At 48.5% G+C, this 16,287-nt stretch carries 14 protein-coding genes; 12 read left to right on the forward strand and 2 right to left on the reverse strand.

Going from position 1 to position 16,287, the window contains the following annotated elements:
• Nucleotides 1-222: 222 nt before the first annotated feature.
• Nucleotides 223-453, reverse strand: a complete 231-nt coding sequence (locus M3636_RS22945) for a hypothetical protein (protein WP_251384156.1) — start codon at nt 451-453, stop codon at nt 223-225.
• 247 nt (nt 454-700) lie between these two features.
• On the opposite strand from M3636_RS22945, the gene M3636_RS22950 reads away from it, so the two are divergent.
• The 11 genes from M3636_RS22950 (at nt 701) to M3636_RS23000 (ending at nt 14,026) form a co-directional block, all read left to right on the forward strand.
• Nucleotides 701-1,525, forward strand: a complete 825-nt coding sequence (locus M3636_RS22950; protein ID WP_251384157.1) for a GT-D fold domain-containing protein — start codon at nt 701-703, stop codon at nt 1,523-1,525.
• Between the two features lie 67 nt (nt 1,526-1,592).
• Nucleotides 1,593-3,164 (forward strand): glycosyltransferase family 2 protein, encoded by a 1,572-nt coding sequence (locus M3636_RS22955; RefSeq protein ID WP_251384158.1) that lies wholly within the window; start codon nt 1,593-1,595, stop codon nt 3,162-3,164.
• 631 nt (nt 3,165-3,795) lie between these two features.
• Nucleotides 3,796-4,074, forward strand: a complete 279-nt coding sequence (locus M3636_RS22960) for a glutaredoxin family protein (protein ID WP_128103395.1) — start codon at nt 3,796-3,798, stop codon at nt 4,072-4,074.
• A gap of 460 nt (nt 4,075-4,534) precedes the next feature.
• Nucleotides 4,535-5,878: an LLM class flavin-dependent oxidoreductase gene (locus tag M3636_RS22965; protein WP_128103394.1), complete on the forward strand. Its 1,344-nt coding sequence runs from the start codon at nt 4,535-4,537 to the stop codon at nt 5,876-5,878.
• A 504-nt stretch (nt 5,879-6,382) separates the two neighbouring features.
• On the forward strand, nt 6,383-8,023 hold the full coding sequence (locus M3636_RS22970; protein WP_128103393.1) for an ABC transporter substrate-binding protein: 1,641 nt from the start codon (nt 6,383-6,385) through the stop codon (nt 8,021-8,023).
• Nucleotides 8,024-8,065: 42 nt separating this feature from the next.
• A complete protein-coding gene (locus M3636_RS22975) occupies nt 8,066-8,998 on the forward strand; it encodes an ABC transporter permease (protein WP_128103392.1) in 933 nt (310 codons plus the stop codon).
• An 18-nt stretch (nt 8,999-9,016) separates the two neighbouring features.
• Nucleotides 9,017-9,934 carry an ABC transporter permease gene (locus tag M3636_RS22980; protein ID WP_128103391.1) on the forward strand — a complete coding sequence of 306 codons (918 nt, stop codon included), beginning with the start codon at nt 9,017-9,019 and terminating at the stop codon, nt 9,932-9,934.
• Nucleotides 9,935-10,058: 124 nt separating this feature from the next.
• Nucleotides 10,059-10,607: an NADPH-dependent FMN reductase gene (ssuE, locus tag M3636_RS22985; protein ID WP_251384159.1), complete on the forward strand. Its 549-nt coding sequence runs from the start codon at nt 10,059-10,061 to the stop codon at nt 10,605-10,607.
• Nucleotides 10,608-10,696: 89 nt separating this feature from the next.
• Nucleotides 10,697-11,569: a LysR family transcriptional regulator gene (locus M3636_RS22990; RefSeq protein WP_128103389.1), complete on the forward strand. Its 873-nt coding sequence runs from the start codon at nt 10,697-10,699 to the stop codon at nt 11,567-11,569.
• 68 nt (nt 11,570-11,637) lie between these two features.
• Nucleotides 11,638-12,696, forward strand: a complete 1,059-nt coding sequence (locus M3636_RS22995) for an LLM class flavin-dependent oxidoreductase (RefSeq protein ID WP_251384160.1) — start codon at nt 11,638-11,640, stop codon at nt 12,694-12,696.
• Nucleotides 12,697-12,769: 73 nt separating this feature from the next.
• A complete protein-coding gene (locus tag M3636_RS23000) occupies nt 12,770-14,026 on the forward strand; it encodes an amidohydrolase (protein WP_251384161.1) in 1,257 nt (418 codons plus the stop codon).
• Between the two features lie 325 nt (nt 14,027-14,351).
• Here M3636_RS23000 and M3636_RS23005 read toward each other — a convergent pair whose 3' ends face one another.
• On the reverse strand, nt 14,352-15,080 hold the full coding sequence (locus M3636_RS23005) for a biotin--[acetyl-CoA-carboxylase] ligase (protein ID WP_251384162.1): 729 nt from the start codon (nt 15,078-15,080) through the stop codon (nt 14,352-14,354).
• A gap of 324 nt (nt 15,081-15,404) precedes the next feature.
• On the opposite strand from M3636_RS23005, the gene M3636_RS23010 reads away from it, so the two are divergent.
• Entirely contained in the window at nt 15,405-16,271 is an 867-nt protein-coding gene (locus tag M3636_RS23010) for a histidine racemase CntK family protein (RefSeq protein WP_251384163.1), read from the forward strand.
• Nucleotides 16,272-16,287 lie beyond the last annotated feature (16 nt).

A 16,287-nucleotide genomic window follows, 5' to 3' on the forward strand; every position in this document is an offset into this window, starting at 1 on the left:
AAATGCCGTGAAAGTAGCCAAACGCAACAGGCCCGCTGAAGCCTGGGTAACCGGCAAGTCCAGGGGTACCCATCCGGCAGCATTTCAGGGTCAAGGACATTGGAAAGGCACAGGAAATAGCAATTCTAATCGGCCACATGTGGGTATGAGCAGCGCTTCAGGGCGAACGACAGTCAACCGAGCAGCGGAGACGCTGTTTCATGCGCAAGCAGGCGCTTCTCTTCACCATGGTGAACCTCGCGAACAGCGTGCGAGTGGAGAAGTCTCGGTAAGGAGCAGAGCCGCAAGTAAGCCCAAGAGTAAGGCTGGCGCGAGTGCTCGTTCAGGTGCCCCGTCCAAAATGCGGGGCACAAGCGTTGCGCTGCCAGGTCGCAGACGGGCTGCGCGCAAGCCCTCAGGCGCGCGGGCTGCAGCACGCTTGCGCCATGGCTCACGGGCAAGCGCCGGGCGCAAGCCCGGAGCAGCGCCCGGCGGGCGAGCGATCGCCGCCCGCAGCACCCAGCGCACGGCTTCGCGCCGTGCGCTTCCGCCAGCACCGCAGGCCAGCACGCCAAGGGCGTTGCCTGCCAGCGGTGCTGGCGCCGCCCCGCAAGCGACACTCCCGCAGGGTGTCGCCGCGGCGGGGCGGGAAGGCGCTGCCCCAGGTGTGGGCAGCGCACAGGGCTTGCCGCCAGCGCAGCACGCAGTGCAGGCGGCGGCTGTGCCCGGCGGCTATGCCGAGGGCTACCGCGACGGCGTGTTCGCGGGCGGGGAGGCGCTGGTGGCGCAGCACATCCCGCCGGATCATATTCTGCCCGCCGTTGCGGCGGCAGATCTGATCGCGGCGGGATTCCGCCAATACGCGCCCAGCCTGGCAAGGCTGTCCAGCCCCCATGAGGTGGCTGAACAGCTTGTGGGCGCATTGGATGCCCAGCGCCCCCTTTCCGTCGTTCGCCTAGGCGATGGCGAACTGTTGGCCTTGGCAGCCGATACGGTGCTGCCCGCGGAGGAGGTGCAGGAACTCGCACCGTTTCTGCCTTATGCAGGGGTGCCACGTTCTACACCTGAGATTCGGGCTACGCTCGCCGAAGCCATTCAAGGTGCAGATTGTGTCGGGGTTCCGATCTCACGGGCACCCACATTCCAAGGGTTGCTTTTTCCTGTCTTACGGCACTTTGGAATCGATTGGTCACGTCTGAAGCTGACTAGCTCCACCATCAATTACGGATTGCATCAGTCAGGTCTATTGCTGCCTGTTCTACATGGGCGGCGGGTATTGTTAATCGGCAGCAAGGCTCATGAACTGGGGGTACTGTTTCAATCTCATGGCATTCATGTTGTGGGGGTTATCGGTTCTGTGGAAGGATATTCAGATATTCCAAGGGTGATGCAGCAGACAGCAGAGACGGCTTTTGACATTGCACTCGTTGCTGCCGGAATTCCGGCCGTGATCATATGTCGCCGAATTGCAGGCGAACTTGGCAGGGTTGCGTTGGATTTTGGACATTTAGCTGACAAACTGGTTACAGGAGAGCTTCATCTCTAATGAATGCCGAGGGCAGAGCTATATCATCTGCGCTCGGCTCTCATTGAAGAGAAATGGAGGGGGAAGCATGAGGAGCAGTAGTCATACATCTGGTGGTTCAGGGAAACGTGCTGTTAGAATGACCGCAGCTACACGCAGTCTTGAATCGGAACGTGTTACTTTACACTCGGTAAACAAACGTGTAGGGCAAAAGTCTAAGCGCAGACGAACTGGACGACGGGCAGCCAAAGGTGCAAAGTTATATAAGCAGGGTTATCGCAGAGGGTACGATCAAGGAGTAGCGCAGGGACAGAGCTCGTTCGGTCTTGTTTTTGAAGGGGTAAGTATCATTATCCCCACTTACAATCAACGCGATTATGTGCTGAAATGTATTGCGAGCATTGAAAAACATACACCAGCCCCCTACGAGATTATCGTTGTGGACAATGCCTCCAAAGATGGTACAGCACAAGCCTTGCTTCGCACTGGCGGTGTGGTCAGAGTGGCTGCGTTGGACGTGAACCGTGGATTTGCAGGCGGGGTAAACTATGGCTTGATGATGGCGCGAGGTAGACATATCGTCGTTCTGAACAATGATACCCTAGTCACACCAGGCTGGCTCGACAACATGATGGCATGTCTGGATAGTGATCCGAAGATCGGTGTGGTTGGGCCAGTAACGAACTACATCGGCGGTGATCAGCAGATCGAGGTTCCTTATCGTGAAGTGGCGGATATGTGGTCATTTGCGAGCAAGCATAATCGTCCGGATGCGAAGAAGCATCGGTTAACGGATCGACTGGTTGGGTTCTGCTGGTTGTTCACACGGGAGTTATGGGAGCGTGTCGGTTATCTGGACGAAGGCTATGCTGTCGGCAACTTCGAGGATGATGATTGGATCATCCGTGTGAAGCTGGCTGGATATGAGCTTGCGGTAGCTGGGGATGCTTTCATCCATCATTTCGGAAGTGTGAGCATGAAGGCGTTAGGTGAGCAGAATTACGTGGTGGTCAACGAAGGGAACGAGCAGTTTTTTTCGAAAAAATGGGGAGATCCTCATGCGCTTGTTACAGAAACAAACCAACTTGCACTTCGTGGAATGCCTTCCACCGTCTCGGTGAACAAGCAACAGGTAGATCCAAGACAACGCATATCCACTCAGGGAAGCGCAGATCTTACATTATCATTCAGACGCAGCAGTGAGTTCTATCCAGAGGGCTCGTTCATATCGGATGCAAAAGGAGAGGTCTACACCTTGGTTGGTGGACAGCGTCGCAAATTAAATATCCCTGTACCACGCGGTATTTCACCCGTTCAGATTGCCAAACCTGAACTGCTCAGCATTCCTGTGGGAGAGGCAGTGGAATCAACGAGCGAAGTAAAGGCATGGCCGCTGGAATTTCATCAGGTGCAGGGCTCATCCATGGAGGGCTCACAAAAGGTTTGGCCGGAAGGAACGATTGTTGCAGCAGCAGATGCACCGGAGATCTGTTACCAGATTAGCGGGGGCAAACGCAGAAGGTTTGTAACGACTTATGTATCCGAGCGCTGGGGCGTACATTCTGCGCATGTTGTGCACATGCCTGTAGAGCAATTACGCTTGATCGAAGAAAGCTGGCCTATTATTGCCCCACCGCAGCTCTTGAACGAAGATTTGTAATGATTGGAGCAGCGTTCGTGAGGCTTAGGGTTCGCTTGATGTGGAATGAAGTGTTGTGGCACGACGATCGAATTACGCCGCCTTCATTCCACATTCAATGATTACATACGGTGTGGGAAGGGAACGCTTCAGCCCCCCATCCATGCGAAAAATAACCAATGTGCCATTCAAGACCTCTTCCCATCTGCGGTGACTGCTTCTGATGAAGACAGCTATCATAGATGGGAAGGGGCTTTTTTGTATGACCAGACTAATTCGTAGTGACGGGTTAGCCGTTGCTGATGATTGTTTTGTTTTGTATGTGCATAACGCGCAACAGATGGTTCAATGCATGCAAGCTTGCGAGAAATATTCCTCTAGGAGTGCAACATGTCCTATTTCCCCAGAAGCCTGTGAAGCCGCCTTATATAAGCGGATAAGAGTAGCCTTTCTTTTTTAATTGAGCCCCAAATTAAATTTTTAAATTTAATCTTTCTATCCGGTTATAGGTTTATTCTATTAGCAGATGGATTGACGCCTGATAGGCACGGGAGTACATTTATAGCCATAATTCTTATTTAACAGATAGGAATTAATGGTCTGGGATAGTAACCCCTGATCATAATCTTGAATCCAATCAGGAGGTATGTCGATGTCTTCTTCATCCAAAAAAGTAGTGCTCTGGAGCAAAACAGGTTGTCATTTTTGCGGGGAGGTCAAGGCATTTTTGACCGAGCGAAACCAGCCTTTTGAGAACATTGAAGTACAAGGCAACGACGTATTGAGAGATGTATTGGAAGCCAAGTATGGTATCCGTCATGTACCTGTGATTGAGGTAGGCAAAGACGGCAAGTATGAAGCCTTGCTAGAGGCGGATTTGGAAAAACTGGTAGAGCTTCTTGAACGCCAGGACGAAGCGGCAGCCGTTTAAGAGGTTGTTCAAAAAGTCCCCTTTTCTCGGTACTGAAAACCGACCTTTTTGAACACGCACTTTAAGTTGGATCGTAATAGATCTTTTTGTAAAAGCAAACTTTCCCGGCTGCGATGGGCTGTTATCACGGCATAGGGTAGTCGGGAGAGTTAATTTTGACCTATACATGACTAAGGTAAAGTGTTCCTTTGGATTATCCAATGCACATATAGAAAAGTTCTATAAGAAACATAGTTGACCCATTAGCAGGGCAGTGATAAGATTTGTGAAATTAAAACAAACCAAACTCATAGGAATAGTTAACTTTTATTGTTTTCTCAAATTGTTGAATAGTCGGAAAGCCTGAGAGAACAGCGTTTGGGATGGTTGCTCTGCGAACGTGGGTCATTATCAATAACTTCTAGGTTAACGAATATAAGTGGTTATCCCATCATTTACTCAGAGAGAGGCGGAAGCGGATATGACGGCAAAACGTAGTTTGAAATTTGGAGCGATTGTACACGGGGTTGGAGGTAGCATGACCACTTGGAGACATCCAGATGTACAGGCGGATGCAAGTGTGAGCTTTGATTTTTATAAACGCCAAACGTTAAAAGCAGAAGAAGGCAAGTTCGATCTGGTATTCATAGCAGACGGTCTGTACATTACAGAGAAATCCATTCCCCATTTTCTAAATCGATTTGAACCAATTAGCATTCTGTCTGCGCTGGCTGCAATCACGTCCAAAATTGGTCTGGTTGGAACCCTATCGACTTCATATAGTGATCCTTTCACGGTTGCTAGACAGTTCGGTTCTCTGGATCTCATCAGTGATGGCCGTGCTGGTTGGAATGTTGTAACTTCTCCGCTGGAAGGCTCCGCCAAAAACTATAGTAAAAGCAATCATCCAACCCATCCCGAGCGTTACCGGATTGCTACAGAATATTTGCAGGTGACTAAAGGGCTGTGGGATTCATGGGAAGATGATGCATTTGTAAGGGATAAAGAAAGTGGCGTATTCTTCGACTCATCCAAGCTGCATACGCTCAATCATGAGGGCGAGTTCTTCTCCGTTCAAGGTCCACTCAATATTGCCCGTTCACGTCAAGGTCAACCGGTCATTTTCCAAGCAGGTTCTTCCGAGGATGGTAAGACACTAGCGGCACAAGAGGCGGATGCAGTCTTCACTGGGCATGATACGATCGAAGAGGCTCAAGCATTCTATAAGGATGTCAAAACTCGCGCTGCTTCCTATGGTCGCAAACCAGAAGATATCGTGATCCTTCCGGGAATTAATCCTATTGTGGGACGTACTGAGGAAGAAGCGGAGCGTAAATATGAGGAAATTGCAAATCTAGTGACAATTGAGAAAGCACTTGATTACTTAGGTCGTTTCTTCGAGCATCATGACTTCTCCCAATATCCACTCGACGAACCATTCCCTGAGCTGCATGGCATTGGAAGCAACAGTTTCCGTAGCGGCACAGATAAAATTAAGCAGAATGCCAAAGAGCAAGGGCTTACCTTGCGCGAAGTAGCATTGCGAGCAGCAACACCTAAGAGCAAGTTTATTGGAACACCTGAACAGGTAGCAGACAAAGTTCAAGAATGGTTCGAAGCCGAAGCGGCAGATGGTTTCATTATCGCTTCTGAGCTACCAAGCGGACTGTCTGATTTCGTAGAACTTGTTGTCCCAATCCTGCAAGAGCGTGGTCTCTATCGTACGGAATATGAGCATGATACATTACGAGGCAATCTGGGCGTGCAGATTCCAGCTAATCGGTACACTGTTGCCCGCCAACAAGCCGAACCACAACAAGCCTGATTAGGTAGTTCAAAAAGTTCGCTTTTGATTACGAGGGATGCCTGACTGGCATCATCAGCGTCGAAGCTGGGATTTAGCCGAAATGTCCGTTGCTCACGTAGTTCTGCCTACGCTCCGCTACTCCATTTCTATCTTCATCCCATCTTCTCGGTACTGAAAACCGCTCTTTTTGAACCGTATTTGAAAGGAAGTTCAAAAAGTTCGCTTTTGATTACGAAGGATGCCTTGCGGCATCATCAGCGTCGAATATGGGATTCAGCCGAAATGTCCGTTGCTCACGTAGGTTTGCCTACGCTCCGCTACTCCATTTCTAGCTTCATCCCATCTTCTAGGTACTGAAAACCGCTCTTTTTGAACCGTATTTGAAGAGGAAGTTCAAAAAGTTCGCTTTTGATTACGCGGCATGCCGATAGGTCATTTTTTAACGAATTAAAACCAAGTTATCTTATAGGTTATATTGATTAATGATTCAATGACACCTGTATACACAGAGGGGGAAGCGATATGAGCAGGTCTATTCGATGGATGAAATATATGGCTTTGGCAGCAGCACTAATACTGGTATTATCCGGATGTGGAGCTGGCAGCACATCAGACGGAGCTGCTCAAGCTTCGGGTGGTAAGCAGTCTGCACCAGCAGAAGGCGGCAATCTGACGTATGCACTTGCGACATCTCCAGACACGCTTGATCCTCATCGAAGCGGATTAGCGGTAACGGTACGTGCAATTCGGACGATCTATGATAACCTGGTGGTTCAACTACCAGATGGCTCCATTAAGCCTTGGTTAGCCAAAGAGTGGAGTGTATCGGACGACGGCACAAGTTACACGTTCAAGCTACGGGATGACGTGAAATTCCATGACGGCACGCCGTTTAATGCAGAAGCGGTCAAGTATAATTTGGATCGCGTTATCGATCCAGCTACCAAAGCTGCCAATTCTCTAGCCCTCATTAGACCGTATAGCTCCTCTGAGGTCATTGATGAATACACAATTAAAGTTAATTTGGCACAGCCATCACAGGCATTCCTTGGCAACCTAAGTCAAGCATTACTTGGCATTGTGTCTCCAACTGCTGCGAAGAAATATGGAGATCAATTGGGGAAAAACCCGGTAGGTACCGGGCCGTACACGTTTGTAAAATGGGATGAAAATGCGGATATCGTTGTTGCCAAAAATAAAGATTATGCCTGGGCACCTGAGACCGTAGAAAATCAGGCTGCGCCTCACCTAGATACAATTACCTTCAAAATTGTACCTGAAGAAGCCACGCGTATCGGAAGTGTACAAAGTGGTCAGGTGCTCGCAGCCGAGACGGTTCCACCGCAAAATATTGCGGCGCTGAAGGGTGATCCGAATCAGCAGCTGTTGCAGGCGAATACCGTGGGACTGCCTTACACCCTCTTTTTCAACCTACGTAAAGCCCCTTGGGATAATGTGAAAGTTCGTCAGGCCGTTCAATCTGCCGTGGATGTGGAGACCATCGTCAAAACGCTTTATCTAGGCAATTACGAACGTGCATGGTCTGCGCTATCTCCAGGAATTTTGGGTTACGATGCTTCGTTAGAAGGCAGCATTAATCCGGACATCAACAAGGCGAATCAATTGCTGGATGAAGAGGGATGGGTTAAAGGAACGGACGGAATTCGTGCTAAGGATGGGAAGAAGCTGACACTTCGTTATGTAGATGGCTCTCCTAACCGGGAAAAACGCAATGATATCGCGGCTATTATTCAACAACAGTTGAAACAGGTGGGTATTGCTGTTGAGGTTGAGATTACAAAAGATATTGCCACTGTCATATATCAGAACTGGGATTATGATCTATACGGTAATAGTCAGGTCAATTCTGATCCTAATGCCCTGTACGCCTTCTATCATACGAGTGCAGAAGGAGAGCGTCCAACGCTGTCTGGCCTGGCAGACCCTGAAATTGACAAGCTGCTGGAGCAAGGCGCGGTGGAGACCGATCCGGACAAACGGGTGGAAATCTACCATCAGGTTCAGCAATATTTGATTGATCAGGCTGTCATTTTGCCAATCTACGTCTTCCCTTATACTGTCGCTGCATCCAAGACCGTTCAAGGTGTGAAGTTCGATGCACTTGGATACCCATTGTTCAACGATGTCACCATTCAGCCATAACATGTTCAGCATTTTACGTAGATAGGAAGGAGACGACCCGGTATGGTTCAAACGGTACTGACACGGCTAGCAACATCACTTTTCGTTATTTTCGGAGCTTCGGTGCTGGTGTACTGCATCATGTATCTTCTGCCGGGTGATCCGGTCCTGCTGATGTTAGACCCATCCTCTGCTACACCAGAGATGATCCAGAACTTGCGGGTTCAGCTAGGTCTGGATCAGCCGTTTTACATCCAGTTCGCACACTATTTTGGCGATATGCTTCGTGGGGATTTTGGTAAATCAATGATTAATTCTGACCCGGTGCTGCCTAAAATCTTGGAGCATTTCCCTGCAACACTGGCACTGACGGCGCTTAGTTCCCTGATTGCCATCACGATTGGCATTACACTAGGTGTGCTGTCAGCCATTCATCGTAATGGAGTAATTGACTTTATTGCTCGCCTTGTAGGATTATTCGGGATTTCGATGCCTACCTTCTGGACGGGAATTCTGCTCATTCTTTTGTTCTCCGTGCAGCTTGGTTGGTTTCCGGCGATGGGTTCAGATGGATTCAGTTCACTGGTGCTGCCTGCGGCAACACTAGGTTTAGTGGGTGCAGGATTTATCGTGCGAATGGTACGTAACAGTATGCTGGAAGTGATCAATGAACCGTTTATCGTGGCATTGCGAGCCAAGGGGCTCTCGGAACGGGTCATTATGTATGGTCATGCACTACGAAATGCATTGATCCCAGCTGTAACGGTTATCGGTATGCTTATTGGTGATTTACTTGCAGGGACTGTTGTCGTGGAAACAGTCTTCTCCAGACAAGGAATTGGCCGAATTATTGCAGATGCCCTTATGTCTAAAGACTTGCCGGTGGTGCAAGGTGTCGTATTTTTTACAGCGATCATCTATGTGGTGTTGAACTTGCTCGTGGACATATCATATGCGTACATCGATCCAAGAGTAAGACGTGCAGTGCGAGCTTAATCGGGAGGAGGAATCTTCATGAGCATGAAACCATTGGTTGGTGACAAAAAAGCATGGTTGGGGCGTAGAGGACGTATTCGCTTATGGAATCGCCATTCATGGCAGGCACGCTTCTCGCTCGCCATCTCGCGATCATTCTTCTATGCTGCATTACTGATTGTGGTATTTACGATTGCTTGTGCCATTGTACCGGGCTGGATTGCACCTTATTCGCCAACGGAGATGTTGACTGATGCCATCCTTCAGGCTCCCTCTTGGGCTCACCTGTTTGGAACGGATTATTTTGGAAGAGATATTTTTAGCGTGGTTGTGTACGGTAGCCGAGATTCGTTGTTGATTGGTTTCGCTTCTGTTCTCGTAGGCGGTCTTGCAGGCAGCGCGCTTGGGATTATATCCGGTTATATCGGTGGTATTGTAGATTCAATCATCATGCGTGCAGTGGATATATTGATGGCTGTTCCTGGTGTGCTGCTTGCTTTGTCTGTGGCGGCCGCTCTTGGGCCAGGACTGCTAAACATTGCTTTGGCGGTTGCGGTAGCTTCCATTCCGGGTTATGCACGGGTTATGCGTGGGCAGGTTATGTCTGTCAAAGGACTTCCCTTTATTACCGCAACACGCTCGCTCGGTGGTTCCAATACACGTATTTTCTGGCGTCATGTGCTTCCGCATTCCTTATCACCGTTGTTGGTTATGGCAACGCTTGGGGTGGGAACGTCCATTTTGACCGGATCTGGGCTTAGCTTCTTAGGCCTCGGGGTGTTGAAGGAAATCCCTGATTGGGGAGCGTTACTCTCCCAAGGAAGAGGTTATCTGACGGTGGCTTGGTGGATCTGTACTTTCCCGGGGCTAGCTATTACGTTGTTTGTACTGGCGGTTAATCTGATTGGAGACGATATCCGTGATCGACTTGATCCCAAAGTAAATGGGGCGGCGTAGACACTACCGTTATTCTATCTTTTTGATACCAAAGACTACCGGGAATTGAACATGCATTATATAAGTGCGCATTCAAAAATGTCGGTGGGACTTTTTGAACAACATCCATAAGGAGGAATTATTAATGTCACATGTCGTTATTATTGCAGGTTCTCCGTCCAAACGCTCACGTCTGACGGGGCTAATTGACTACAGTGTAAGCCAGCTAAGCGAGGCAGGAGTTACGGTTGAAGTTATTCATGTAGCAGACCTACCTGCCGAAGATTTGGTGCAGGCTCGATTTGATAGCACGTTCATTCGGGATGCTCTAGCGGTAGTTGAAGCGGCAGACGCAGTAATCGTGGCTACTCCAGTCTATAAGGCTGCATACTCAGGCGTATTGAAGTTGTTCCTGGATCTCATTCCTCAAGAAGGACTTCGAGGCAAAGTGTCGCTTCCACTAGTGATTGGTGGATCCATTGCACATCTGCTTGCAATTGATTATGCGTTGAAGCCTGTACTGACAGCTCTTGGAGGTAGGCATATCCTTGGTGGAGTGTACGCAGTCGATCAAGGTATCGAACGGTTGGATGGAGATAAGTATGTATTATCGGCTGAGATTACAACACGTTTGGATCGGTCACTCGAAGAATTAAGATTGACACTGGAAAAGGATGGTATTACGATAGCCTAAAACCAAGTAATTAGATCGGTAAAATAAAATAAAATTTAAAGGTCAACTGATTGGAGCAAAGCGTCAGTGACGTGGATACGGAGGCACTTATGAATATCGAAAACATTGAAGCGTTTGTATACATTAATCATTACGGAAGCTTCAATAAGGCTGCCGAAGTACTCTTTTTGTCCCAGCCTTCCGTGACCGCACGTATCCAGTCGCTTGAACGTGAACTCGGATGCAAGTTGTTTGACCGATTGGGCAAGCAGATTGTGCTAACGGAGGAGGGGCGTAAATTTCTCCCTTATGCACAGCAGGTGCTGCAAGTGATTCAGAAGGGCAGACAGAAAATCCAACAACGCCGGACTACGCCTGATGCGCTGCGCCTTGGGAGCACTGTTTCTGTCTCGAATTATGTTATACCGGATTTCCTGCCCAAGATTAAGGAAGCCTACCCGGAAGTCAGCATTAAATTAACGACAGCTCCGACCGACCAGTTGGTCGCCAAGTTATTGAATCAAGAGATTGATCTCGCTTTTGTACGTAAGGTCATGCATCCGGCAATTCGGACAGTCGCTTTTTATGAAGATCCGATCCAGTTGTATGTGTATAAAGGGCATCCGTTTATTGAACGTGGGCATGTCAGCATGGAGGCGATTCGAGACGAGAGGTTGGTCTTCTTCGAATGCGGATCACTGGACTGGCTACGTATTCACAGAGCTTTTGACTCACTGGAACACCCACCGGATATTACATATCATGTAGATCATTCGGAAACGGCGAAGAAACTCGTTATGCAGGGCGCAGGAATTGCCTTTTTGCCTGCACTCACGGTGCAGAAGGAAGTGGAAGAGCAACAACTGTTTCCTATTCAGGTACACGAGGTTGCGGGGGTCTCCTTGCAGATTAGTGTCGTTACGTTAAAAGAAGAACATTCTCCGTTTGCAGAGCCTTTTGGGGAACTGCTGCGGCAGCTATAGCATGTTGGATATTCGTACTGCGAATCATATGTTTGAACTCGAATGATTAATTTAGGGGGGAACTTCACATGGGCATTCGTATTGGGATATTGGATCAGACTCCAATCTATGAAGGGGAAAAGCCAGCGGATGCATTTCGGCATACGGTTGAGCTTGCTCAGCGAGCGGAAGCGCTTGGATTTCATCGTTTCTGGGTATCAGAGCATCATGATTCAGAGCATGTGGCAGGCTCTTCACCAGAAATACTCATTGCTCATCTGATTAATCACACGAAACGGATTCGCTTGGGCTCCGGAGGTGTAATGCTTCAGCATTACAGCCCTTATAAAGTGGCCGAGAATTTCAATATCCTTGCGGCACTCGGAGAGGGAAGAATTGATCTGGGTATTGGGCGTGCACCAGGAGGACTGCCCCGCTCGACCCAAGCGCTGCAACAAGGTATCCAAGAGGCAGCCTCGCTTAAAGAGAAGATCGCTCAAGTAAGGAAGTTTATTCATAACGAGCCTGAACAAGATTCGTCCCATCCTTTAGCTGGATTGAAAGCTTCACCTGTATCCGAAATTCCAGCCGAGCTGTATGTACTCGGGGCAAGCCCGGACAGTGCTGGTATGGCAGCAGAGCTTGGATTGCCCTATGTGTTCTCCCTGTTTATCAACAGTAATCAAGAGGTGGCTCAAGAAGCCTTGCGAATCTATCGTGAGCAATTTGACCGTTCTACTGGTCGTGAGCCATATGCGGCACTTGCGCTGTCGTTAATTGTGGCAGAGAGTGAGCAAGAAGCCGAGGAGCTAATCGGAGAGCATAGACCGATCAAGATTTTTTTGGAAAGTGGTAAGACGCTGACCGTACTTTCAGAGGAGCAGGTAGCTGAGTTTGCTAAACAGACGAATGAATCCTATCGAACCGAAGTGCTAGAACCAAGCGTGACCCGAGGTACGAAGGAATCTGTGGGGAAAGCGCTGCGTGATTTTCAGCAAAAATTTGCTGTGGATGAGCTGATTGTAACGACGTCTACGCGTGATTTTGCGAAACGAATCCGTTCGTTTGAATTGCTGCGAGATGCTCTGGAGGAGCAGGGATTAATTGAAGATGTGGAAGCCGTAAATGTTGCGGAATCCGTGATATAGCTAGGGTGTGTTTTCAGACACGTCCTAATCATTACAGAATTCGTACACGATCATGGAGAGAGGGAGCGATGACATGAGTGATCTGAAACTGTCGGAACAGCGTGAAGGGCATGAATTACAGCAAGTGGAGTCAGAGCCTCATCTCAATCACAAGCCAGCAACTCCTACAGAACAGGATGAAGCATTGGCTGCTCGCTTGATTGAAATCCGGCGTCAGCTACACCGTAATCCGGAATTATCCGGAGAGGAATTCGAAACAACCGCGGCCATTCGAGGCTGGTTGGAAGAAGAGGGCGTAACCGTTGCAACGGATTATAAGCTGCGTACTGGATTGATCGCAGAGATCGGACAGGGAGATGGCCCGATTGTTGCTCTGCGTGCGGACATTGATGCTCTGCCCTTACAAGAAGAGACGAAACTTGAATACGCATCCCAGGTTGATGGCAAAGCCCATGCCTGCGGTCACGATGCGCATACGGCTATTCTTATCGGGGCTGCACGTCTGCTCAAGCAGCGTGAAGCCCAGCTTCAGGGCAAGGTGAGGCTTGTATTCCAGCCTTCGGAAGAGAAGGCAACAGGTGCAAGACAAGTCATTCAAAGTGGTGCGCTCACCAACGTTGGTGCCATATTTGGCTTGCATAACAAACCGGATCTGCAGGTAGGTACAGTGGGCATCCGCGAAGGAGCGCTTATGGCGGCAGCAGATGGGTTTGTCGTCAAAGTGGAAGGTGTTGGCACTCATGCGGCAGTTCCTGAAGCGGGCATTGATCCAATCGTAGTCGCTTCCCACATCGTCACAGCACTACAAGCAATCGTAAGTCGAAATGTTGGTGCGCAGGAAAGTGCTGTAGTCAGTGTAACTAAAATTCATAGTGGAACTGCATGGAATGTCATTCCTGATGAAGCGATTCTGGATGGAACGGTGCGTACTTTTGATGAGAAGGTACGGGCGCGGATTCGGGAACGCTTCAATCAGGTCGTCTCAGGTGTAGCGGCGGCTTATGGTACACGTGCGTCAGTACGCTGGATACAAGGCCCACCGGCAGTGGTGAATAATGCCTCGTTAGCCGCTGAAGCAGAACATGTGGCTGAGCATATCGGATTGAAAAGCGTTAAACCATTGCCGTCTCCGGCTGGTGAGGATTTTGCTTTTTACCAAAAAGAAGTTCCAGGTTTATTTCTCTTTCTCGGCACATCCGGACGCCATGAATGGCACCACCCTGCATTCGATCTCGATGAAAGAGCACTCCCGCTTGGGGCACATCTCTTGGCAGCCCTTGCGGAACAGGCTCTTGAGAACCTACAGGCACAACAGCCAGCGGCTGACTAATTGCTTGAAGATTGGAATAGCACGAAATGTCAGAAAACAGATGGCAATAGAATAGCTGACAAAGGATAGATTTTAAAGAACAGCTACCAAAGAATAAATGCTAAAAAGAAAGACGTTGCAGGTAAATTCGCCTTTTTGGTGTAGAGAATCTGCCTGCTTACTGTACGGTTTCTTTGCAAAAGATCATGCCAAAAGGCTTTATGGACTAAGGGTTCCCATAAAGCCTTTTTGTGTTACTCGACCATTGCATCGCGTGATCCCTATGATTACTTCGGAATATAAGTTTGAAATATAACTTTGAAATATAACTTTGAAATATAACTCCTTAGCTTGAACCATCCAATTTCTTAATCACGACGTCCCCACTTGCATGCGCAGTGACCTGCCCATCCGCCTGCTCAATGAGCAAACGTCCATGGCTGTCGACGCCTAGGCATTGTCCTTCAATCCATTCGCTTATCTTGCGGTCAACCATGAATTGAATCTCTTCTCCAAAGTTAAACATGCGTTCCTGATACAGCGGGATCAATGGCTCGAATCCATCCATAATCCAAGATTGATGATAGTCCACTAGCCTCTGCACGAGCTGCTCTGCAAGTACCTCAGGGCGAACCTCCGCGAATTCGGATAAGCATATGGTGGAGTAAGGCACATGTTCTGGTCGATACGCCACATTAATGCCGATTCCGATGTAAATAGCGGAGTGATCAGCTTCAACGAGCGTACCAGATAGTTTAGCTTCGTTAATAAGGATGTCATTGGGCCATTTGATCTGCAGACGCTGATTGGCTGTAAGATACGGTTCAATGACATCATGAATCGCAAGCCCTGCCATCAAAGCGATGGTTGGTCGAAGAGCCGGATTGGCTGATAGCGGCCAAACGGTGGTAAGTGCCAGATTCCCCGAAGGTGTCTGCCACACCCGTCCGTATTGTCCTTTACCTGCAGTCTGATTCTGGGACATAACGGCAAAGCCTGGAGATTTACCGCTCTGGATCAGTCGCTTGGCTTCTATATTGGTGCTATCAATTGTGTCGTATTGTAATATATCCATGGAAGATCCCCCAATCATGTCTGATGCAACGCACCTGAACTAACGATTGAATTATAACATGAACCTATTCTCGGACAAGAGAATTCCCGCTTTTTTACATCCTTATGATTGAAGTAAACCTTAGCCATAGGCTGCCAATAGAAAAATGGATTGTTGTATAACGGATAGAGCTCTTTTCTCTAAAATGGAAATATTTGTTGACGATCTGGTATCGCTATGCTATATTTTTCTCGTCCACTAATCGTAATAATTACGATTAATGTCGAATTGAGGAAAATAAGCTCAGCTTTATATTCTAAGGATAAGAATAGGAGTAGCGCTGCGATGAAACAGGAGATCGAGTTTATTAAATTTAATCCGACCCAGAACATGACGATACTGGTTCAGACGAATCATCCAGCCGAGAGCTACCCACACATTGCATCCCAACTGATGTCGTATGAACATGTGTACGCTGAACAGGTGGGATTCATTGAGAGATCCATGCAACAGGGAGCTGCTGCACATTTACAGATGGCGGGAGGAGAGTTTTGTGGCAATGCCTGTATGGCGCTCGCTGCACACATCGCATCAGAAGCCAAGCTGGAACAACATGATCAGATGCACGTTGTGCTGGAGGCTTCCGGAACAGAGCAATTAATTGTGTGTCATGTGAAAAGGCAAGCCAGCGGATATGACTGCCAAGTGTCTATGCCAATCCCTGAACAGATTGAGCAACGATCCATTAAGTATGAAGGTATGGATCTGGATATCATCATCGTGCGCTACCAAGAATTTATCCATATTGTGATTGAAGTTGAAGAATTCGATGAGACGATGAAGAGAAGGGCTCAAGCCTTGGCTCGCTTACTTGGGCTAACGATGGGGGATAAGCTGATCGGTATTATGTTATATAAATCGTCGTCAGCAGAGCTAGCTCCACTCATCTATGTACCTCAATTGGATAGTCTCATCTGGGAAAGAGGATGTGGCTCAGGTACAGCCTCCCTTGGAGCATACCTTGCATGGAGCCAGCAACGGGAAATATCTCAGTATATCAAGCAGCCTGGTGGTGCAATTAAGGTGGTAGCCAAGTGGCATGAAGCAGAGCTTGAGAGCATTACCATTGAAGGGACTGTGGGCATTGTGGCACAAGGCAGAGCATTTATTGATGACCCAGCAAGCGCACTTTTACAGACACATCATATGTAAGTCGATGACAAGATGT

Source organism: Paenibacillus sp. MER 99-2 (assembly GCF_023714095.1).
Taxonomy (GTDB): domain Bacteria; phylum Bacillota; class Bacilli; order Paenibacillales; family Paenibacillaceae; genus Paenibacillus.